Origin of the sequence: Actinomyces sp. HPA0247 (assembly GCA_000411415.1) — a bacterium.
Taxonomy (GTDB): domain Bacteria; phylum Actinomycetota; class Actinomycetes; order Actinomycetales; family Actinomycetaceae; genus Pauljensenia.
The window spans coordinates 448719-469708 of the sequence record KE150450.1 but is presented as its reverse complement, the minus strand read 5'-3'; the positions used below and the strand labels follow the sequence as shown (position 1 = coordinate 469708).

General features: G+C 65.6%; 17 protein-coding genes. 12 read left to right on the top strand and 5 right to left on the bottom strand.

Going from position 1 to position 20990, the window contains the following annotated elements:
• Positions 1–16: 16 nt before the first annotated feature.
• From HMPREF1478_RS01955 to HMPREF1478_RS01935, 5 genes are all read left to right on the top strand, one after another.
• On the top strand, positions 17–904 hold the full coding sequence (locus tag HMPREF1478_RS01955) for a Rossmann-like and DUF2520 domain-containing protein (protein WP_016460398.1): 888 nt from the start codon (positions 17–19) through the stop codon (positions 902–904).
• A gap of 132 nt (positions 905–1036) precedes the next feature.
• Complete coding sequence (gene panC, locus HMPREF1478_RS01950) at positions 1037–1987, top strand: pantoate--beta-alanine ligase (RefSeq protein ID WP_016460397.1); 951 nt, start codon at positions 1037–1039, stop codon at positions 1985–1987.
• Positions 1984–2418 (top strand): aspartate 1-decarboxylase, encoded by a 435-nt coding sequence (panD, locus tag HMPREF1478_RS01945; RefSeq protein ID WP_016460396.1) that lies wholly within the window; start codon positions 1984–1986, stop codon positions 2416–2418. Before panC ends, panD begins: the two co-directional genes overlap by 4 nt.
• 276 nt (positions 2419–2694) lie before the next feature.
• Positions 2695–3393, top strand: a complete 699-nt coding sequence (locus HMPREF1478_RS01940) for a DUF4143 domain-containing protein (protein ID WP_083940056.1) — start codon at positions 2695–2697, stop codon at positions 3391–3393.
• A 115-nt stretch (positions 3394–3508) separates the two neighbouring features.
• Positions 3509–5125 (top strand): lysine--tRNA ligase, encoded by a 1617-nt coding sequence (locus HMPREF1478_RS01935; protein ID WP_016460394.1) that lies wholly within the window; start codon positions 3509–3511, stop codon positions 5123–5125.
• Positions 5126–5206: 81 nt separating this feature from the next.
• Here HMPREF1478_RS01935 and HMPREF1478_RS01930 read toward each other — a convergent pair whose 3' ends face one another.
• On the bottom strand, positions 5207–6148 hold the full coding sequence (locus HMPREF1478_RS01930; RefSeq protein WP_016460393.1) for a sugar-binding transcriptional regulator: 942 nt from the start codon (positions 6146–6148) through the stop codon (positions 5207–5209).
• A gap of 314 nt (positions 6149–6462) precedes the next feature.
• Here HMPREF1478_RS01930 and HMPREF1478_RS01925 point away from each other — a divergent pair, with 314 nt between their 5' ends.
• Positions 6463–7248, top strand: a complete 786-nt coding sequence (locus HMPREF1478_RS01925; RefSeq protein ID WP_016460392.1) for an MIP/aquaporin family protein — start codon at positions 6463–6465, stop codon at positions 7246–7248.
• Positions 7249–7400: 152 nt separating this feature from the next.
• Positions 7401–8921: a glycerol kinase GlpK gene (glpK, locus tag HMPREF1478_RS01920; RefSeq protein ID WP_016460391.1), complete on the top strand. Its 1521-nt coding sequence runs from the start codon at positions 7401–7403 to the stop codon at positions 8919–8921.
• Between the two features lie 76 nt (positions 8922–8997).
• Here glpK and HMPREF1478_RS01915 read toward each other — a convergent pair whose 3' ends face one another.
• The gene (locus HMPREF1478_RS01915; RefSeq protein WP_016460390.1) at positions 8998–11280 is read right to left on the bottom strand and encodes an FAD-dependent oxidoreductase; all 2283 of its coding nucleotides are present in this window, start codon (positions 11278–11280) and stop codon (positions 8998–9000) included.
• Positions 11281–11371: 91 nt separating this feature from the next.
• On the opposite strand from HMPREF1478_RS01915, the gene HMPREF1478_RS01910 reads away from it, so the two are divergent.
• Positions 11372–11965, top strand: coding sequence for a TetR/AcrR family transcriptional regulator (locus tag HMPREF1478_RS01910; RefSeq protein WP_034474811.1), 594 nt, complete (start codon positions 11372–11374; stop codon positions 11963–11965).
• Positions 11966–12044: 79 nt separating this feature from the next.
• The gene (locus tag HMPREF1478_RS01905; RefSeq protein WP_016460388.1) at positions 12045–12617 is read left to right on the top strand and encodes a PIN domain-containing protein; all 573 of its coding nucleotides are present in this window, start codon (positions 12045–12047) and stop codon (positions 12615–12617) included.
• A 102-nt stretch (positions 12618–12719) separates the two neighbouring features.
• On the opposite strand, the gene HMPREF1478_RS01900 is transcribed toward HMPREF1478_RS01905, so the two are convergent.
• From HMPREF1478_RS01900 to HMPREF1478_RS01890, 3 genes are all read right to left on the bottom strand, one after another.
• Positions 12720–13442: a PspA/IM30 family protein gene (locus tag HMPREF1478_RS01900; RefSeq protein ID WP_016460387.1), complete on the bottom strand. Its 723-nt coding sequence runs from the start codon at positions 13440–13442 to the stop codon at positions 12720–12722.
• Positions 13443–13814: 372 nt separating this feature from the next.
• Entirely contained in the window at positions 13815–15689 is a 1875-nt protein-coding gene (locus tag HMPREF1478_RS01895) for a TPM domain-containing protein (protein WP_016460386.1), read from the bottom strand.
• Positions 15690–15784: 95 nt separating this feature from the next.
• Complete coding sequence (locus HMPREF1478_RS01890; RefSeq protein WP_016460385.1) at positions 15785–17920, bottom strand: coiled-coil domain-containing protein; 2136 nt, start codon at positions 17918–17920, stop codon at positions 15785–15787.
• Positions 17921–18125: 205 nt separating this feature from the next.
• On the opposite strand from HMPREF1478_RS01890, the gene HMPREF1478_RS01885 reads away from it, so the two are divergent.
• The 3 genes from HMPREF1478_RS01885 to HMPREF1478_RS01875 all read left to right on the top strand — a co-directional run bounded on the left by HMPREF1478_RS01885 (position 18126) and on the right by HMPREF1478_RS01875 (position 20893).
• Entirely contained in the window at positions 18126–18503 is a 378-nt protein-coding gene (locus tag HMPREF1478_RS01885) for a cold-shock protein (protein ID WP_016460384.1), read from the top strand.
• Entirely contained in the window at positions 18496–19320 is an 825-nt protein-coding gene (locus tag HMPREF1478_RS01880) for a DUF3027 domain-containing protein (RefSeq protein ID WP_016460383.1), read from the top strand. Before HMPREF1478_RS01885 ends, HMPREF1478_RS01880 begins: the two co-directional genes overlap by 8 nt.
• 121 nt (positions 19321–19441) lie before the next feature.
• Complete coding sequence (locus tag HMPREF1478_RS01875; protein WP_016460382.1) at positions 19442–20893, top strand: NCS2 family permease; 1452 nt, start codon at positions 19442–19444, stop codon at positions 20891–20893.
• The last annotated feature ends 97 nt before the right edge of the window (positions 20894–20990 follow it).

Here is a 20990-nt window from a genome sequence, read left to right as displayed (position 1 = left end):
CGGCGACAATGGAGGTATGAGCACCCCCGGACGCCTCGGAATCGGCATCATCGGCATGGGCCACGTCGGCCCCGTCATCGGCTCCGCCCTGCGCGCGGTCGGGCACCAGATCGTCGCCGTTTCCGCCTCGTCTGAGGCCTCCCGTGAGCGCGCGGACGCGATGCTCCCCGGCGTTCCGATTGCCACGCCCGAGGAGGTCGTGCGCCGCTCCGAGGTGGTCATCGTGGCCGTTCCCGACGACCAGATTGGCCCGCTCGTGAGAGGCCTGGCCGACCTGGGGGCCTGGCAGAGCGGGCACATCGTCATCCACCTGTCCGGTGCATCGGGCGTCGGGCTGCTCAGTGCGGCCGCGGCCGCTGGTGCGATCCCGCTGGCCATCCACCCGGCAATGACGTTCACGGGGACCAGCGTCGACGTGGCGCGCCTCGTCGGAACGCCCTTCGCGGTGACGGCGGCCGCTCCCTTCCTGCCGATCTCCCAGGCCCTCGTCGTCGAAATGGGCGGCGAACCCGTCGTCGTCGCCGAGGAGGACCGCCCCCTCTACCACGCCGGCCTCGCTCACGGCGCTAACTTCATCGCCGGTATCACCGTGCAGACGACGCGCATTCTCGCGCAGGCGGGCATCGAGAACCCCGCCCTCTACGTGCGCCCCCTCCTGGAGGCGGCCCTCGACCGCGCCCTCACCGAGGGGGTTGCGGGCATCTCCGGACCCGCAGCCCGCGCCGATGCGGGAACGATTGCAGCGCACGCGCGCTGTCTCGGCTCGCGTGAGGCGCTCGCGGGGGAGCGGGACACCTACGCGGACATGACCCGTGCCCTGACCCGCCTGCTGCGCGACGCGCGTCTCCTCGACGAACGGGCTGCCACCAGCGTCGAGGCTGCCCTGCTCGATCCGGACGCTTGACGGACGCCCGCCCTCCGACCTCGATACGCGCGATGGAGCACCGGCGCAACCCCCGCCTCGTCGCGAAAACTTCAGGCGTGAGGAAAGCGACTCGATTGCGCACCGGCGGGCCGAAGTTGCAAGAATAGAACTATGACTCATCGTCCTGTCCTCACCCACACGCGTGCCGAGCTGGCTGACGCCCTGTCGCGTCTGCCCGGCACGAAGGCTCTTGTGATGACCATGGGTGCCCTCCACTCCGGGCACCTGCAGCTCGTGCGCGAAGCCCGCGAACTGGCCGATCACGTGATCGTCACGATCTTCGTCAACCCCACGCAGTTCGCGCCCGGTGAGGATTACGACGCCTACCCGCGCACCCTGGACGCGGACATGGACGCGCTCGAGACGGTGGGCGCGGACCTCGTGTGGGCACCCGCGCCGCAGGACGTCTACCCCACGCCCGCGACCGTGTCGATTGACCCGGGCCCGATCGCGCGTGTCCTCGAGGGCAAGACGCGCCCCACGCACTTCGCGGGCGTCGCCCTGGTGTGCACGAAGGTCGTCAACCTCGTGCGCCCCGACGTGGCGCTCTACGGGCAGAAGGACGCCCAGCAGCTGGCCGTCCTGCGCACTGTTTTCTCCCAGCTGGACATCCCCGTGCGCGTCCACCCCGTGCCGATCGTGCGCGCGGAGGATGGGGTCGCCCTGTCCAGCCGCAACCAGTACCTGAGCGATGAGGAACGCATCCGCGCCCGTGCACTGAATCGCGCGCTTCGTCGCGGTGCCGAGGTCGCCGAGGCCGGGGCGCAGGGCGCGGACATCGTGTCCGAGTGCCGCTCGGTCATCGAGGCCGAGGGTGGTATTGACCTGGATTACATCGCGCTCGTGGACGCGGGGACCTTCGAAATCCTTGCGGGCACCGAGTCTGTGCCCGTCGGCGAGGGGGCTGCTGCTCCCACGATTCTCTCCGACGGCTCGCGCGAGGGACGCCTCCTCATCGCCGCCAAGGTGGGCACGACCCGCCTCATCGACAACATGGAGGTGCCGCTGCGTGGTGCCTCCACACCCGCCGGCCTCGCCGAGCGTGCGGGGGACCTCGCATGATGGAAATAACCCGCGAGATGGCGATCGGCAAGATCCACCGCGCCGTCGTCACCGGTGCCGACCTGCACTACGTCGGGTCGATCACGGTGGACGAGGACCTACTGGACGCCGCGAACATCGTTCCCGGGCAGAAGGTCGACATCGTCGACGTCAACAACGGCGAGCGCCTCTCGACCTACACGATCGCGGGGGAGCGAGGCAGCGGCACGATCCAGCTCAACGGCGCGGCCGCCCACAAGGTGACCGTCGGCGATCTGGTCATCATCATGGCCTACGCCCAGGTGCCCGAATCGCTCGTGCGCCGGGTGAAGCCGTCCGTCGTCTTCGTCGACGGCTCCAACAGGATCGTCAGCGCCGGCGACCATGCGGGCACGGTTCCCGAGGACTCGCAGCGGGCCCGCGAACTGGGCTTGAAGAGCTCCGGCGTCTGACCAACGCTTGACAGCACGGGCAAGCGCCCACTGGTGACAGTGGGCGCTTCGTGTATCTGTGGCCCTTTTATGTGTGCGTTAACCCCGGTGGAGGCGGTGTGGGTGCCCTGCCTCCGTTGCCACCAGTGGGGCCCAGCTGCCGTGAAGAGGTGACGCTCACGCCGAGGCAGGCACAACATGCGCAACTTTACGTCCGAAACGCGCGCTAAAATGAAGCCAAAACATGCGCTAATGTCCGTCCAAAACATGCGCTGAAATAAGGACGCCCAGCGTAATCTGCGCGCGTACCTTGAGGATGTTGCTGTCAGTGACATTGCGCGCCTGGATGATGAACCTCGCCGTAAGCCACGAACAGTGACAGCTTTGCTGCGCTCGCTGGCGCGCAACCTGTCGTCCGAGCTGAAGCTGACAAGGATCGCGGCGGATATGCGAGGCGTCGGTGATATTCAGCCGCGTACCGTTAGCGGGTACATCGGTTCGTTGGAACGTATCTTCCTCGTCGAGGAACAAGACGCGTGGTCTCCACAGATACGCTCGAAGACTGCTATTCGCTCCGCCTCTAAGGTTCACTTTGTTGATCCCGCGCTGGCTGCTGCGGCCTTGGGAACATCCTCGCGTCAGCTGCTCGCGGACTTGAACACGGCGGGACTCTGGTTCGAATCGATGGTCGTCCAGCACCTGCGCACCTACATGCAGGAGCTTGGGGGGCAGGTCATGCACTACCGAGATAAGGCGGGACGAGAGGTCGATGTGATTGCCGAGCTCCCTGATGGTCGATGGGGAGCGATTGAGGTCAAGCTCGGGCAACCCGCGATACCTGCTGGAGCCAAGAGTCTGATGCGATTCCTTGAGGTGGTTGACGATGAGCGCATGGGGGAGCCTTCCTTCGCTGCTGTCGTGACGGCTGATGGTCCAACGATGACGCTCGAGGGCGGGGTTACCACGTTCTCACTGGCCGCTCTCACCGCCTCATGAACGAACGTCGGGGAGTCCCACTGACAGCGCGAGAAGGAAACGGGCCGAACGCTTCGTGATCTGCCCAACCGGGCCCCTGCCTCGTTGCGGGGGCAAATCCCGGTACGATAGGCGCATGACCGATTCTTCTACGCCCACGCAAGCACCCGCAGACGACACCCCCGAGCAGGTCAAGGTTCGCGCGGCCAAGCGCGCGCGCCTCATGGAGGCCGGCATCCCCGCCTACCCCGTGCGCCTGCCGATCACGACCACCATCAAGGCCGTGCGCGAGAAGTACGCGCACCTTGAGGCCGGCGAAGAAACCGAGGACTACGTGGGCCTGGCGGGCCGCGTCATCCTCGCGCGCAACGGCGGCAAGCTCTGCTTCGCAACCCTCATGGACGGTGAGGGCAACAAGATCCAGGTCATGCTCTCCGCCGCCTCCGTCGGCGCCGAGTCCCTGGCCGCCTACAAGAACGACGTCGACCTGGGCGACCACCTCTTCGTCCACGGCCGCGTGATCTCCTCGCGCCGCGGCGAGCTGTCGATCTTCGCGACCCCCGCCGAGGTCACGCCCGAGGCGCAGGCCGCCTACGACGCCGCGCCCACGGCGCTGCCCGCCCCCGATGCCTCGTGGGCCATCGCCTCCAAGGCGATCCGCCCCCTGCCCAAGACCTGGACCACCGAGGACGGCGAAGAGATCACCCTGTCCGAGGATCAGCGCATCCGTCGCCGCGAGCTCGACCTGATCACGCGCCCCGCCGCGCGCGACATGATCCGCATCCGCGCGGCCGTCAACCGTTCGATCCGTGAGAACTTCTTCCGCCGCGACTACATCGAGCTCGAGACGCCGATGCTGCAGATGATCCACGGCGGCGCTGCGGCTCGTCCCTTCACGACGCACATGAACGCGCTTGATACCGAGCTCTACCTGCGCATCGCGACGGAGATCTACCTCAAGCGCGCGGTCGTCGGAGGCGTGGACCGCGTCTTCGAGATGAACCGCAACTTCCGCAACGAGGGCATGGACTCCTCCCACAGCCCCGAGTTCACGTCCCTGGAGGCCTACGAGGCTTACTCGGACTACAACGGCATGGCCGAGCTGACCCGCGACCTCATCCAGCAGGCCGCGCGCGACGCCTTCGATCTGTCCGAGGGCGAGGAAATCGTGCGCCTGGCCGACGGCACCGAGTACGACCTGTCGGGCGAGTGGGACCGCATCGACCTGTACGGCTCCACCTCCGAGGCCCTGGGCGAGGAGATCACGGTGGAGACGCCGCGTGAGACCCTCGTCAAGTACGCCGAGCGCATCGGCCTGGAGGTCGACGACTACGCGGTCTCCGGCAAGATCGTCGAGGACATCTTCGAAGAGCTCGTCGCCTCCAAGCTGTGGGCGCCGACCTTCGTCTACGACTTCCCGGAGGATACCTCCCCGCTCACCCGCTACCACCGCTCGCGCCCCGGCCTGACCGAAAAGTGGGACCTGTACGTGCGCGGCTTCGAGACGGGCACCGCCTACTCCGAGCTGGCCGACCCGGTCGTCCAGCGCGAGCGCTTCGAGGCGCAGGCCCTCGCGGCTGCCAACGGTGACCCCGAGGCCATGGTCATGGACGAGGACTTCCTCGTCGCCATGGAGCAGGGCTTCCCGCCGTGCGGCGGCATGGGCATGGGCATCGACCGCCTGCTCATGGTCCTCACCGGCCAGGGCATCCGCGAGACGATTCCGTTCCCGCTGGTCAAGCGCCTGGGCTGATCTGAGACGAGAGAGGGCCTCGGCCTCGTTCCTTTCATGGACGAGGTCGGGGCCCTTTCGTGCGTTCGTGCGGTCGCCGGTTTAGATGAAGGAGCGTCGGGACGACATGCGTGTGTGGACGAGGTCGAGGAGCTCGTGCGCGGCACCGTCGTCGAGGACGAGGTCGGTGGCGACCCCCGCGCGCAGAGCGCCCAGCAGCGGGAGGGCTTTGGAGGCACCGGAGACAACGCACAGTCGGCGCGGGATCTTCTTGAGCGTGGATGGGCACGGGCCGGACGCGCGCTCGTTGAGGTGCATGTTCGTGGAGCCGTCCTCGCGGATGAGGACGGTGCATACGTCGCCGACGACCCCGTCGTTTTGTGCTGCCGCGATCTCGTTGGGGTCGAGGAATCCGCCTGAGTAGACGTGGGAGGGCAGGCGCGCGGACATCGATCCGACGCCGAAGAGGGCGACATCCGCGCTGTCGATCGTGTTGAGGACCGACTGAACGGAGCGTTCGCGCCAGAGCGCTTCTTTGGTGTCCGCGTAGTCGAAGAATGCGGGCACGGGGAAGTTGACGATGCGTCCGCCGATGGCCTTCGCAGCGCGGGCGATGATGGCCTCGGCGTAGGGCATGCCGGACTCGGTGGCGGTCGCTGCGCCGTTGAGCTGGACGACGGTTGAACCGGGGAAGGATACGTGGGGCATTGCGCGGGTGACCTCCGCGGTCGTGTTGCCCCAGGCGATGCCGAGAGTGACGCCGGGGAAGAGCATATCCACAAGGTGTTCGGCGGCGACGAGTGCAACGTTGTGTAGGCGATTGACTTCGGTGTGCACGTCGTGGACGGGGACGACGGAGACCTGCACACCGAACAGGTCTGCGATCTGGCCGGCGAGAGTGCCTTTGAGTCCGGGGGATGCGGAAACGGAAATGCGTACGAGGCCGACCTCCCGCGCGTGGGCGAGAAGTCGCGAGACCGAGGATCGCGATATCTGCAGGTGGCGGGCGATTGTTTCCATCGTCTGCCCCTGGAGGTAGTACATCGAGGCGGCCTCGTGAGCCTGTTCGTCACGTATTGTCACGTTTTCTAGTGTGCCATGCACAGGCGTGCAGATGTGTGATTTTGGAGATCAGAGCGAGTGTCGGACAATCTGGAACAATGCGTGGCAGATGACCAGGGTCACACCTGTAGGTCTGCACGGATGTGCACTCAGTTTGGGCTAACGTGCATCAAGTGCCATACTGTGATGTGACCCGCGAACCATATCCGAGTGGGTACTGTTCGACGGTACACAGTTAGCGGTGGTACAACACCGGTGACCCGGTGCGAAGACGCGCCGGAGAAAGATAGGGAAACATGCTCACAACACTGCTCCCGGCAGCCGCCGATATGGCTGCCCCGACCACGGGCCAGATTTTCTGGTCTGAGTTCCTCGGCACTGCCGTCCTCCTGCTCCTCGGTGGTGGCGTCGTCGCCACGAACCTGCTGCCCAAGTCCAAGGGCAAGGACGGCGGCTGGCTGCTCATCAACTGGGGATGGGGCCTGGCGGTCTTCGCCGGCGTCTACGTTGCGTTCCGCACCGGTGGCCACCTGAATCCCGCGGTGACGATCGCCAAGGTCGTCGCCCACATGTTCGACTCCAACGTCACCCTGGCGGGTGACATTCCCGTCACCGGCACCAATGTTGCGGTCTACATCGTCGCCCAGTTCCTCGGCGCCTTCGTCGGCGCGGTCCTGTGCTGGCTGACCTTCAAGAAGCACTTCGACGAGGATTGCGACCCCGCCCTCAAGCTCGGCGTTTTCTCCACTGGCCCCGAGATCCGCTCCTACGGTTGGAACTGCCTCACTGAGGCCATCGGCACTGCCGTCCTGGTCCTGTGGATCTTCGTCTCCGGCTACACCGAGACCCACGTCGGCCCCCTCGGCGTCGCGCTGATTATCGTTGTCATCGGTAACTCGCTCGGTGGCCCCACCGGTTACGCCATCAACCCGGCCCGTGACCTCGGCCCCCGTATCGCTCACGCGATCCTGCCGATCAAGGGCAAGGGTGGCTCCGACTGGGGCTACTCCTGGGTTCCCGTCGTCGGCCCGATCATCGGCGCCATCGTCGGCACCGTTCTCTACTACCTCATTCTCGCCTGAGAGTGAGTGCGCGGGCGAGGCCACTGGGGCCTCGCCCGCGTGAAACCCCACCGCCGGGGTGACATTTTCTGGGACTGGGAAGTCCCAACAGCCGCGCAGGTGGCTAGGCGCGGCATACACAACGACGTGACAACGCCACCGAAAGGATACTCATGACCACCGAAAAGTTCGTTCTCGCCATTGACCAGGGCACCACTTCGACCCGCGCGATTATCTTCAACCACGCTGGTGAAATCGTTTCCGTCGGCCAGAAGGAATTCACGCAGATCTTCCCGAACCCGGGCTGGGTCGAGCACAACCCCATCGAGATCTGGGACACCACTCGTACCGTCGTCGCGGAGGCCCTGCAGAAGGCGGAGATCAACCGCCACAACCTGGCCGCCGTGGGTATCACCAACCAGCGCGAGACCACCGTCGTGTGGGATAAGAACACCGGCGAGCCCGTGTACAACGCGATCGTCTGGCAGGATATGCGTACCTCCGACATCGTCAAGGAGCTCGAGGGCGACGAGGGCCCGGATCGTTTCCGTCAGATCTGCGGCCTGGGCCTGTCCCCCTACTTCTCTGGCTCGAAGATTAAGTGGATTCTGGACAACGTCGAGGGTGCTCGCGAGCGCGCCGAGGCCGGCGACCTCTACTTCGGCAACACCGACTCCTGGGTCCTGTGGAACCTGACGGGCGGCGTCAACGGCGGCGTGCACTGCACCGACGTCACCAACGCCTCGCGCACCATGCTCATGGACATCCGCACCCTCTCCTGGCGTGAGGACGTCTGCGAGATCTTCGGCATCCCGATGTCGATGCTCCCCGAGATCAAGTCCTCCTCCGAGATCTACGGCTACGGCCGCAAGAACGGCCTGCTCATCGACACCCCGATCGCGGGCATCCTCGGCGACCAGCAGGCGGCCACCTTCGGCCAGGCCTGCTTCGAGAAGGGCATGGCGAAGAACACCTACGGCACCGGCTGCTTCATGCTCATGAACACCGGCACGGAGCCCGTCTTCTCCGACAATGGCCTGCTCACCACGGTGGCCTACAAGATCGGCGAGCAGCCGGCCGTGTATGCCCTCGAAGGCTCGATCGCCGTCGCCGGTTCGCTGGTTCAGTGGCTGCGCGACAACCTCGGCATGATCGTCAAGTCCTCGGACATCGGCGAGTTGGCCAGCACGGTCGAGGACAACGGCGGCGTCTACTTCGTTCCTGCCTTCTCCGGCCTGTTCGCCCCCTACTGGCGTTCGGACGCTCGCGGCGCGATTGTGGGCCTGACCCGTTACGTCAACAAGGGCCACATCGCCCGCGCCGTCGAGGAGTCGACCGCGTTCCAGAGCGCCGAGGTCCTCGACGCGATGAACGCCGACGCTGGTGTGCCGCTCAAGGAGCTCAAGGTTGACGGCGGCATGACGCACGACGACCTGGTCATGCAGTTCCAGGCCGACCTGTGCGGTGTCGACGTCGTTCGCCCGAAGGTCATCGAGACGACCGCTCTGGGTGCCGCCTACGCTGCCGGTATGGCCGTGGGCTACTGGTCGGGCACCGACGACGTCGTGGCCAACTGGCAGGAAGGTAAGCGCTGGACGCCCTCCATGGAGCCCGCCGAGCGCGACCGCACCTACCGCCTGTGGAAGAAGGCCGTGACGCGTACGCTCGACTGGGTCGACGACGACGTGAAGTGATTGTCACTCCATAGACAGTGACGAGGCCGGGGCTGCGTGAAGCGGTCCCGGCCTCGTCGCGCGCGGGAGCGGCGCGTTAGAACGTCTCGAATGAGACGCGTGCGCCCCCGGCCTGGATGATGCGCGAAATGTCGCGGACTATGCGGGCGGAGCAGCACACGTAGTACGTGGCCTCAGGATCGATGCCCTCCGCGTTCAGGTAGTCGGTGATACGCCCGTGAAACGTGCCGGACGCCGCCTCGCGGCTGACGCATCGAATGAGCTGGGGAAGCGGTGTACCGACTCTGCCTGTCAGGTCGTCTTCCATCCGTGAGCATCCGACGATGAGTATGTCCTCGTCGCGCCTGCCAGCCTCGAACGCCGCGAGAAATGGGGCGATGCCCGTGCCCGTCGCGATGAAAATGCGCTGGCGTGGTGCCTCGGCGTCGGTCGTGCCCCGGTCTGGCGTGATGAGCCAGCGGCCGTAGGGCAGCTCGAGGTCGACGTCGTCGCCGGGTGCGATGGTGCTCGCCCAGGAGGCGCCCATGCCCTTCGTGCGCACGTCAACGAGGAGCCTGACGGTGCGCCCAGGGGCTGATGCGAGCGAGTAAGGTCGCCATTCGAATGGAGCGACGCGAACGAGTGCGTACTGGCCTGCGTCCCACGTCGCGCATTCCGGTAGCTCAAGTGTGATGTCGCGGGTGGTGGGAGTGAGCCAGCGAGCGCGCCCCGCTGTCGCCCCATAGCGTGTCGCTCCGGCCGTGCATTCTGTTGTCGTGTCGTGGGAGGGTGCGGCGTGATCCTGGGTGGGGACCTGAGCTCGCAGTGAGCGCATGATGCGGGGGTATCCTGCGGGACCCAGGACCCTGCAGGCCGTCGACATGCCAGCCAGGGCGGAGCCCACGATTCCGGGCATTCCGGCGTCCTGTCCGGTCAGGTAGAGGCCGTTGATGGGGGTCGAGGGGGAGGCAAGGTCCGCGGCGAAACGTTCAGGCGTGAGAGGTAGTCCGTAGAAGCATCCGCCCTCGTGTGACGTGAAGTGTTCGATCGTGAGTGGGGTGCCGACCTCGACGGAGCGCACGGTGTCTTTCAGGCCTGGTATGGCCGTGTCCGCGAGGTCGATGAGTCCGCGTGCCATCGCCGACGTCAGGTGTTCGTAGTCCTCCCCGCGCATCCCCGGCCTCGTCCCCGACCATCGTTCGAAGGCCTCCGGCTGGGCGAAGGACACGATCTCTACCGTCGCGTGGCGATCTCCGGATTTGATTCCCGGAAATGAGACGAAGGCTGATTGTGGGTGTCCCTGGCACAGGCCCTCGGTCATCTGCTCCAGGTCGTCGGGTCCTGGGGACGTATTCACCCAGACGTTCGACCCGTCCACGCCGGCAGGGTAGTGGTCGAGCGTGAGGTAGACGGTCACCGCGGAGCCTCCGTGCCCGAGGCGGGCGATCGTGTCGCGGACACGTGCAGTGAGCGCGCCGACCGGACCGGTCGTTGGCAGGAGCCGGGTGTAGGTTTCGCGCGCGCCGACGCCGGAGATCACGATGGGAGCACGCTCCTCGTAGCAGACGGGGGTGGGACCGCTGCGATCAGTGACGCGCACACCCACTGCTCGCCCGTTGTTGATGAGGATGTCGTCGACGTCCTGGCACAGGCGAATCTCACCTCCGGTTGCGCGGATCCGCTCCTCGATCATGCGCGCGATCTGCCCGCTTCCGCCGCGGGGGAACCACGCGCCGTCCATGTAGTGGCACACGATCATCGCGTGGGCGACGAACGCGCTGCGAGCGGGCTCGACCCCGTAGTCGCCCCAATGCGTGGTGAGGAGGGCGCGAAGGGCCGGGTCGCGGAAGCGGCGCTCCATGTAGTGCTCTGTCCGTTCCAGGGCGCATCCTGTCCGCAGGCGGAGCGCGAGGTGAATGGCAGGGGATGCAAGTGGTGGGACCATCTCGGCCATGTAGCGCAGCGACATCCACGAATAGGCGCGCGTCACGTCCCGGCAGTAGCGTCGAATGGCTCTCTTCTCGCGTGGAAACAGGGAGATCAGGAGGCGCTGGTACTCCTCGATACTGGATGGGATTGTGACGGTCAGGCCGTGGCCGGGCAGGACGAAACGGTCGTAGCCCGAGGGCATTCGATTCCAGCTGAGCGCGCCGCCGGTCAGGTAGTCGAAGAGCTGGCGTGGGCGGGATCCGGGGTGCATGTCGCCGACGTAGTGCAGTCCGACATCCCAGGAAGCGCCCATCCGACGGAATGAGTGGGTGAGGCCGCCTGGGGTGCAGTGTTTTTCGAGGACGAGTACGCGTGCTCCCGCGACTCCGGCAAGGAGGCCGGCCGTCGTGAGCGAGCCGATGCCCGAGCCGATAACGATCGCGTCATACATGGAAACTCCCAAAACTAGACAGTGTCTACTTATGACAACATGCCCGCTAGACACTGTCAAGTCTGACTGCTGTCTCGGCTACACTGAGTCCATGACGCGCTCTACGACATCCGAGGGGCTGCGCGAGGCAATCCTCGCGATCAGCCGTGATCTCCTCAATGAGGGTGGGCCCTCTTCGCTCTCCATGCGCGAAGTTGCTCGTCGTGCGGGCTGCACGCACCAAGCTCCCTACCACCACTTCCAGGGGCGTGAAGGAATCCTCGTGGCGCTTGTCGAGGAGGGCTACCGCTCCCTTGAACGGGCACTGCGTGAGGCCAGGGAGCGTAGTGATGGGGCATCACCGCAGGACGTGACGCGAGCCGCCGGGCACGCCTACCTGTCGTGCGCGCTGGCAAATCCCGGCGTCTTTCGGATCATGTTCCGATCAGACATGTACGACGCCGAGGCGCACCCGGGGCTGAGGCAAGCCAGCCTGGCCGCGCGCTCCCAGCTACGTTCGTTGGCGCAGACCGCCTATGGAACCGACGACCCCCACGCGGAAGTGACCCTGTGGGCATATATTCACGGCCTTGCCACTCTCGTCCTTGATGGGCCGCCCGCCCTCGGCAGCGGGCAGGACGCGCAGTGCTTCGCTCGCCAAGCCATCGAATCCCCCTTCTTTATCGATGGGGTGACGGGAGCATAACGGGCTTTGTCGAGATGGGGAGGATTGTCTAGGACCCAAGGCCGCATCGGTCTAGATAATCGTCGGTTACTCTAATTCCATGGAAAATCCTAATAATCAAACGACATACCTCGTCGTAGATGGCGAGAATATTGACGCGACGCTGGGCCTTTCTGTCCTTGATCGTCGCCCGAATCCCGAGGAGCGCCCCCGCTGGGATCGTGTCCTCGAGAGCGCGCACGGCCGCTGGAGCCAGAAGGCCAAGGGTCTGTTCTTCCTCAACGGTTCGTCCGGCTTCCTGCCGATGGGCTTCGTTCAGGCGCTCACGGCCATGGACTACTCGGTGATTCCCCTGTCGGGTCCCGCCGAGATGAAGGTCGTCGACGTCGGCCTCCAGCGCACCATGGACGCGATCGCGCAGCTCGGTACCGGCGACGTCATCCTGGCCAGCCACGACGCCGACTTCCTGCCCCAGATCGAGACCCTCCTCGACCAGGGCCGCCGCGTCGCGGTCATGTGCTTCAAGGAATTCCTCTCCTCCCAGCTCCACGAGCTGGAGGAACGAGGCCTGGAAATCATCGACCTCGAATACGACGTGCACGCCTTCCAGGTACGCCTGCCCAGGCTCCACATCATCGACATCGACGACTTCGACCCGATGGCCTTCCTGTAAGCCTGCGAGACGCGCGACGCGCAGCGCAGAGATACCAAACGAGCCGGGCGGCCCCTTGCGGGGCCGCCCGGCCTTAGTCTCGGTGCGGCTTGGCCGCTCCTCTCACTCCTCCGACTTGCCCTTGAGGGCAGCCAGACGGGCCTCGATCTCGAGCTGCGAGGAGTCGGTCTCGAGCTCCGCGAACTGGGCATCCAGGGAGGAGGCGGCCAGCTCGATCTTGCCCTGGGCGAGGGCCTCCTGGCGGCGCACGCGGTCCTCGAAACGGCCGAGCTCGCTCGTGGGATCCAGGATGTTGATGGAGCCGAGGGCGTCCGTGACCTGGGCCTGCGCCTTGGCGGTCTTCTCGCGGGCGATCAGCTGGTCGCGGCGCGTCTTGAGCTCGGCGAGCTTGTCCTTCATCTGGGCGAGGCCGCGCTTGAGGCGCTCGGCGACGTCGCGCTGGGCCTGGAGCGAGGGCTCCTCGGCCTTGATCTCGTTCTCGAACTGGATCTGCTTGCCGAGGGCGACCTTGGCCAGGTCGTCCCACTTCTTGGCACCAGCTTCGTCGCCGGCGGCGCGCAGGGAGTCACCCTTGGCGGAGGCGGCGGCGGCCTTCTGGCCCCAATCGGCGGCAGCCTTGACGTCCTCCTCGTAGTCCTTCTCGGCCAGGCGCAGGTTGCCCAGGGTCTGGGCGATCGCGTTCTCGGCCTCGATGATCGAGTTGGTGTAGTCGCGAACCAGCTGATCGATCATCTTCTCCGGATCCTCGGCCTTGTCGAGGAGCGCGTTGATGTTCGCCTTGGCGAGCTGGGCGATGCGGCCCATGATCGTCTGCTTTTCGGCCATGATGTTCTCCTTTGTGGGGTGGTGCGCATGTGCGCGGGTTGTGCGCGAGGAGAGAGCCTCGCAGGTCTAGGTGGGTGGACTACAGCGAGTCCGAACCGGATGGTGGACCGGTACGTGTCGGGGAGGGTGTCGTCGTCACGGTGCGTGGATCATGGTGCGCGCGTGCCCGAGGGCCTCGAATCCGTGGCACGCGATCCTCCTTGGTGAGTGGCGAACAGATAAAAATACATGATTGCGGATCGTGATGTCCACATAATCGTGTACGGTCTGTCACATTATGTTGGTCTGTGATGAGTGTATACGACGATCAGGTACGGGTGACACTTGCGCCTGCACCGACGGGGGTAAGCATTGGGTCGTCGAACGCCTCCTTTAGTGTCGCCCTGGTGCCGCAATCGCGCGCTCAGCGAGCGTCGTGGCGCGCGAGGCCGCTGCGCTTGCCTGCAGGGGATCTTCGTCGAGGGCTTCGCGTGCCGCGGTCACTGCTTGCTCGGCTTCGCGCATCAGCTTGTTGACGTCGAACAGGGCCGACCCTTCGTGCCTGTTCAAGTGCTCGCGAGCCCGTGTCAGGGCAGCATCGGCATTGCGGATGTCGCGCTCGGCGGTCTCGCGTGCCCTGCGCTGCGCGCCATCCTGAGTCGTCAGAGGGGCGAGCACCGCTTCCAGCCGGAGTTCCACATCGCGGAGGCTTTCAAGCGCGCCGAGGGGGTCCTCGTCGCTGACCAGCGCCTGCTGGCCGCAGGCGATGGCGGCCTCCGCCTCGTCCAGAAGGGGGCCGAAGGAAGCGGCGGCGGAATCGAGGTGCTTCGCATCCGAGAGGGACTGAGACACGGATCCGATGGAAGCGGCGAGTTTCTCGCGGAATGTATCGAGGTCGGTCTTGGCGGAGAAGATGGCATCCGTCTGCGCGTTTGCCATGGACAGCGCGCGCTGAGCGGTATCCAGCGCCGAGGCAGTGCGGGTGGGATCGGTGTCAAGATGCGCCTTGGCCGTCTCCAACGCTGCACGAGCGGACTCGAGCAACGCAGCGGCGCGCTCCGGATTGTCCTGGAGGGAAGCGAGCATGGAACCGGGATAGAGACCCGCGATGCTCGTCAGCTCTTCCTTCGCGCGCTCCAGGTCAGCGAGTTCCTCGACGAGGCGCTCACGGGCATCGGCGACCTGGGCGGGGAGCGATAGCCGCTTCTCGCTCTGTGCGGCGAACTCCTGGCGAGCATCCTGGAGTGGCGGAAGGTTCTTGTCGAGATCCGCCGTGATTGTCGAGGCGAGGCGTCGCTTAGCGTGAGCGTCTGGGGTGCGCTCTATCTGTTCGTAGGTGTCGAAGCCGCGTGCAATAGCGTCCTTTGCCGCCTCGAGGCGGTGCCCGAACTGTTCGGTCGCAGCGCTACCGAATTGCGCGCGAGCGTAGTTCCAGTCCTCTTCCGCGGCGCGCACCTGCTCCTCGGCCTCCGAGAGGCGCCGCCTGGCCTCCGTAGCGGCCCTCAGGGCGTCGCGCCGCACGGTGTCCACGATCGGGGTGTATTCCTCGGTCTCTGGGGTGCGATACGTGGTCTCAGTAGCGGGTTCATCGTCTCCGTTCAATTTCCGCACCCACACCCACACGTTGGAGACAATGGCGATCACAACGACCGCAGAAATGAGGATGTTAGCGCCGCGTTTCCTCTTCTTTTCTTCCTTCTCTCTTTCTTCCCTCGCCTTTTTCTCTTGTTCCTGGCGCTTGCGGTGGCTGGCAGCTAGATCCGCGCTGATGTCATATGAGCTGCGCAGGTCGCGAATGAAGGCCTCGGCACCTGCCGCTGCCTCTTCGGGGGGCAATGGCGTTGTTTTGTACTTGCGATGGGCGGCACTGAGCGCGCTGTCCATCATCATCCTGGTGCTGTAATCCGACATCTCCCGAGCCATTTTCGCGTCCGTGCAGAACGCATCCGTGCCATCCTCGTAGGAAACAACGTAGAGGATGCCTTTTTCGCCTGTGCGTGATTGCTTGAGGGTAGCCTTGCACCAATCGGACGGTTTCTGACCCGAGAAGTTGGGGACCACGACGACGTCGATGATCGTGTTGTACGTGCTGTAGAACGACTGCGCGGGAGACTCGATCGTCGCGCGTTGCTCGTCGCTCAGGAAAGAGTCCGGATCGGTGACGTGACCGTTCGTGGTGAGGGGCTCGGTTGCGAACGCGGGCGCGCCGCCGACGAGCAGTGCTACCGCCATGATGGCGACGAGGCCGAGGCGTCGGATCCGTGACACGTTACCCTCCTGTTCGTTGGTGAACTGATAAACGCTCGCTGCGGGTCACGCAGTCAGAAACTCCCAGTGATAAGAGATAGAGGATCTGTCCGGGATCAGCCCCAGCTCGAGTCGTCGCTGGATACCGATGCGCCGCTAAAGCCTCCGCCCCAACTGGAGTCGTCGCTGGATACCGATGCGCCGCTAAAGCCGCCGCCCCAGTCGGAACCGGAGCTGGACGCGAAGGACCATCCGGAACCGGAGGAACGGGAGCCACGGTCAAAGTGATCGAAGCGATCATAGTCGCGGTCGTGCCGACCCTGGTAGCCCGGGCCGGACTGGGAGAAGAGCGTGGACCACAGGAGGAAGTCGCCGAGCGAGGACCCGGTGTAAGACCCGTTGTTGCTCGGGCCGCTTCCCCAAGAACCCGCGGCCGGCTGGATCGGGGTTGCCATCACACGGTCCGCAAACGCGCGGGCATTGGCAGCGTGGGTGGCGGCTTCCTCGGGGTTCTTATCGAGGGTGTCGTGCGCGGCGCGCAGCGCCTGCTCCGCGTTGTTCAGCGTGCCGCGCACCTGCAGGTCGATGGCGCCGCGGCGCCCCTGCACGTAGCGCTGCGCCTGGCCGACGGCAGACTCGGCGAGAGCGATCTGGCTCTTGGCCGCGGCAAATGCCTTGTCGCGCGCCTCCTGGTTGGTGCGCAGCGGCGCCAGCGCCGCGTCGAGGGTCGCCTCAGCGGCACGCAGGTGCTCGAGCGCGGCGAGAGGATCCCCGTTGCTCGCCAGGGCCGCCTGCGCCTCCGAGATTGCGGCTCGTGCGTCGGCGACGAGGGGGTCGAAGGTCGTGGCATCGGTGTCGAGGCGTTCGACGTCCGCGATGTCCGCGGAGATCGACCCGATAGCGGCCGCCAGGCGGTCGTGGATCGCGTCGAGGTCGGACTTTGCGGTGAAGATCGCGTCCGTCTGGTGGTTGGCCATCGTCAGGGCGCGGTGGGCGGTGTCCAGGGCGCTGGCGGCGCGGGCGCGGTCCGTGTCCACCACCTCGTCGGCGGTGTCCAGGGCGGAGCGCGCCGAGGTCAGCAGGGCTGCGGCCTGTTCTGGGTTGTCCTGGAGGGATGCGAGCATCTGTGCGGGGTAGATGCCCGCGATCGTGGCCAGCTCGGACTTTGCGCGCTCGAGGTCGGTGAGTTCCTCGGCGAGGCGCTCGCGGGCCTCGCGAATGCGCTCGGGTAGCGTCGCCTCCTCCGCGCGCTTGGTAGCGAAGGCGGCCTGGATCTGGCTGAGGGGATTCAGGTTTGCGCCCAGATCGCGCATGAGTTTCTTCGCGAGCTCTAGGCGCTCGGTCGTGGCGGTCGCATCGTTCATGCGCACCTGGAGATCAAAAGAGCGCGTGACCGCTGCCTTCGCGTTCTCGATCGCGCGGGCAAACTCGTCCGTCGAGGTCAGCCCGAACTGGGCTCGCGCGAAGTTCAGCTCGTCGGTCGCGGTGCGCACCTGCTCGTCGGCGGCGAGCAGCTGGCGATTGGCCTCCTGGACGGCCTTCTCGGCCGCGACCGTGTCGATGGCCATGGCGTGCGCCGCGCTCTTCTTGCTACGCCGCGAGGAGATGGCGACCGTGATGCCGATGAGGATCAGGCCTCCGAAGAAGAGGGCGGACAGGATATAGAGGGTGTTCAGGCTGCCCGACGAGGAGGACGACGATCCCCTGGTGGGCCGGGGGGAGGCGGAGGGCGTGCTTGATGCCTGGCTCGTGGAGAGCGTCTTCGCGAATACAACCGCCGCACTGGCGGCGTCGCTCGGGGTGAGTGGATTGGACTTGAGCTGCTTATTACTTGCCGCAACGGCGGTGTTGAGCAGCGAGCTGGATTGAGAGTTGTTGGAGCAGGCGCCGTTGACCCGTTCCGTGTACGCCAGGACGTAGACGACGTCGTAGTATCCGAGGGATGAATTCTCGATGGTCTGCGAGCACCACTGGCTCACGCTGGAGCCGGAGAGGTCCTCAACGAAGACGAAGGAAATGGTGACTCCGGACGCCGCGGCCTCGCTGGCGGCCTCTTCGATGGACTCGCGGTCCGAGCTGCCCAGCCACTCCGACGGGTCGGTGACTGTACCGCTGATCGTGACCGGCGACGCTGCGAACGTCGGCAGGCCAAGTGCGAGCAGCATCGCCGTGAGAACGGCGACGAGGCTAAAGCGGCGGATTCGTGACACTGGGTCCTCCTGCGAAGTGGCGAACAGAGAAACATACATCACGCCGCACAGTCCTGTCGAGCATGTGACGAAACCAGCGTCGCGTGATTGTTCCCGTGGGGTCAGTCTACGTGAAAGTTGGCTCATCCTGGGGCGCGCGGTGCTGTTCGCTACAGGCGTCGGCTCGTCTCCCACGCGCACGGGGAGAGCGCCCTATGATAGGGGGAGCCCCATTGGGCTCACAGACTATTGAGAGAAGGAGGGGACTATGCCCACCGGTAAAGTGAGGTTCTTCGACGCGGATCGCGGTTTCGGTTTCATCGCAGGAGACGACGGGGCGGATGTCTTCCTCCACTCGTCCGCGCTGCCGGCCGACCATCCCAACCCCCGAGTGGGTGCTCGCGTGGAGTATTCGGTCGCCGATGGACGCAAGGGACCGCAGGCCCTGAGCGTGCGTTTCCTGAAGGAGACAGCTTCCGTTGCCCGAGCCAAGCGCCGCAAGCCGCAGGCGATGGTGCCCGTCGTCGAGGATCTGATCAAGCTCCTCGACTCGTCGAGCGCCGCCCTGCGTCGCGGCTCGTACCCGGACAACGCGACCAAGATCGCGAAGGTGCTGCGCGCCGTCGCAGAGGAATTTGATGCCTAAAACTGTGGCCCGTGTTCGGGCAGTGAAGAAGGACGCCGTCCTGGAGGGCGCCGTCGACGTTGCGCGCGCTGGCGCCGAGGCCGTGGCCCACCCGCGTCCCGTCGGCGATCACGTTGGCTTCGAGATGGTGTCGGAACGCCTGGGCACCCACTATTTCGCGTCGACTGACGCTGGCTACGTGGGTTGGTGCTGGGCGGTGACCGTTGCGCGTGTGCCGCGCGGACGCGTCGCCACCGTGTGCGAGGTCGACATGACTCCTCGCGAGGGTGCCCTTCTCGCCCCCGAGTGGGTGCCGTGGGAGGACCGCCTGCGTCCCTCGGACATTTCGCGCGACGACGTTTTGCCGTACAAGGCGGACGATGAGCGCCTTGAGCAGGGCTTCGAGGACACGAGCGATGACCCGGATCTGCCGATCGTGCGTGAACTTGGGCTGGGGCGCCCCCGCGTCCTGTCGCAGGAGGGGCGCGATCAGGCGGCTAAGCGCTGGTACGATTCCGAGCGCGGGCCGAAGTCGGGGCGTCGCCCGCGTAACACCTGCTCCTCGTGCGGCTTCCTCATGAAGATGAGCGGCGACATGCGCACCATGTTCGGTGTGTGCGCGAACGAGTGGGCCACCGACGACGGGGCCGTCGTGTCCTTGGACCACACGTGTGGTTCCCACTCGGAGACCGACGTTCCCAAGAACGGTACGGCGTGGCCGGTGCGCCCGTCGCGCATTAACGAGGGGGCGCTCGACGCGGAGCCGATGTCGCGCGCATCGGAAGAATTGAAGGCGGACGAGGCCGGGGCGTCGGCGGCTTCCGAACAGGCTGACTGACGTCCGCTTCCGTGATGAACTGAGAGAAAGCACCCGAGACTACGTCTCGGGTGCTTTCTCAACAAGTGGGCACATGGCGAGTTTGTTTGCGTGCTCGCCCCCGAGCAGGCACGATTGTTCAGTGAGCACACAAGAAAAGACCGCCCCATCCCACGGCGGCTTCGCACAGTCACTTGATTCGTTCTTCCAGATTTCCAAGCGCGGCTCGACGATCAGTCACGAAATCCGCGGTGGATTTGTCACCTTCTTCGCGATGGCGTACATCCTGGTCGTCAACCCGGCGATCCTGGGCAACGCAGTTCCCAAGGACGGTTCCATTACGACCCAGGGCATCGCTGCTGGCACCGCGCTCGTTGCGGGCATCATGACGATCCTCATGGGTGTCGTCGCGAACTACCCCCTGGCGCTCGCCGCCGGCCTTGGCCTCAACGCGGTCGTCGCCTTCACCCTGGTTCTTGGTGCCGGCCTCAGCTACGGCGAGGCCATGGGTATCATCGCCTGGGAAGGTATCCTCATCTTCCTGCTGGTCCTCACCGGCTTCCGTGAGGCCGTTTTCCGCGCGGTTCCCGCGGCCCTCAAGACCGCCATCACCGTTGGCCTGGGTCTCTTCGTCGCCCTCATCGGCCTCGTGAATGCGGGCATCGTGCGCACGGGCGCAACTCCCGTCCAGTTCGGTATCTCGGGTTCGCTTGACGGCTGGCCGGCCCTCGTCTTCGTGTTCGGCCTGTTCCTCATGCTCATCCTGTACGTGCGCGGCGTGAAGGGCGCGGTGCTGATCTCGATCATCGCCTCCACGGTCCTGGCGGTTATCGTCCAGGCGTTCACTCACCTCGAGCGTATTTCCGACACGAACCCCACCGGTTGGGGCCAGACTGTTCCGGAACTCAAGGGTTCCCCGATCGCCGTTCCCGTCTTCGACACGCTCGGCAAGGTGGACCTCTTCGGCGGCTTCGGCAAGCTCGGTATTGTCTCCGTCATCCTCCTGGTCTTCTCCCTCATGCTGGCTGACTTCTTCGACACGATGGGCACCATGGTGGCTGTCGGCGCCGAGGGTAACCTGCTGGACAAGGACGGCAACCCGCCCCGGACCCGTCAGATCCTGATCATCGACTCGCTGGCTGCCGTGGCCGGTGGCGTCGGTGGTGTCTCCTCGAACACCTCCTACGTCGAGTCCGCCTCGGGTGTCGCCGAGGGCGCTCGCACCGGCCTGGCCTCCGTGGTCACCGGCATCCTGTTCCTGCTGTCGACTTTCCTGGCGCCCCTCGTCGAGCTGGTCCCGACCGAGGCCGCCTCCACGGCCCTCGTGTTCGTCGGCTACCTCATGATGACCCAGGTGACGGGTATCGACTGGAAGTCCGATGAGGTCGCGATTCCCGCCTTCATGACGATCGCCTTCATGCCGTTCGGCTACTCCGTGTCCGTCGGCATCGGCGTGGGCTTCGTGACCTACGCGATCATCCAGCTCATCAAGGGCCAGGCCCGCAAGGTCCACCCGCTCATGTGGGTGGTTGCCGGCCTGTTCGTCATCTACTTCCTGATGGGCCCGATCCAGCGTCTCCTCGGCGTCGCCTGATTCGTCACCCTTCACACCCTTCCCGCCCCGCCGGAGCCTTCCTCCGGCGGGGCGGTCGTATCCTGGGAAGATACGCCGAGGAAGGATGAGCGCCGCC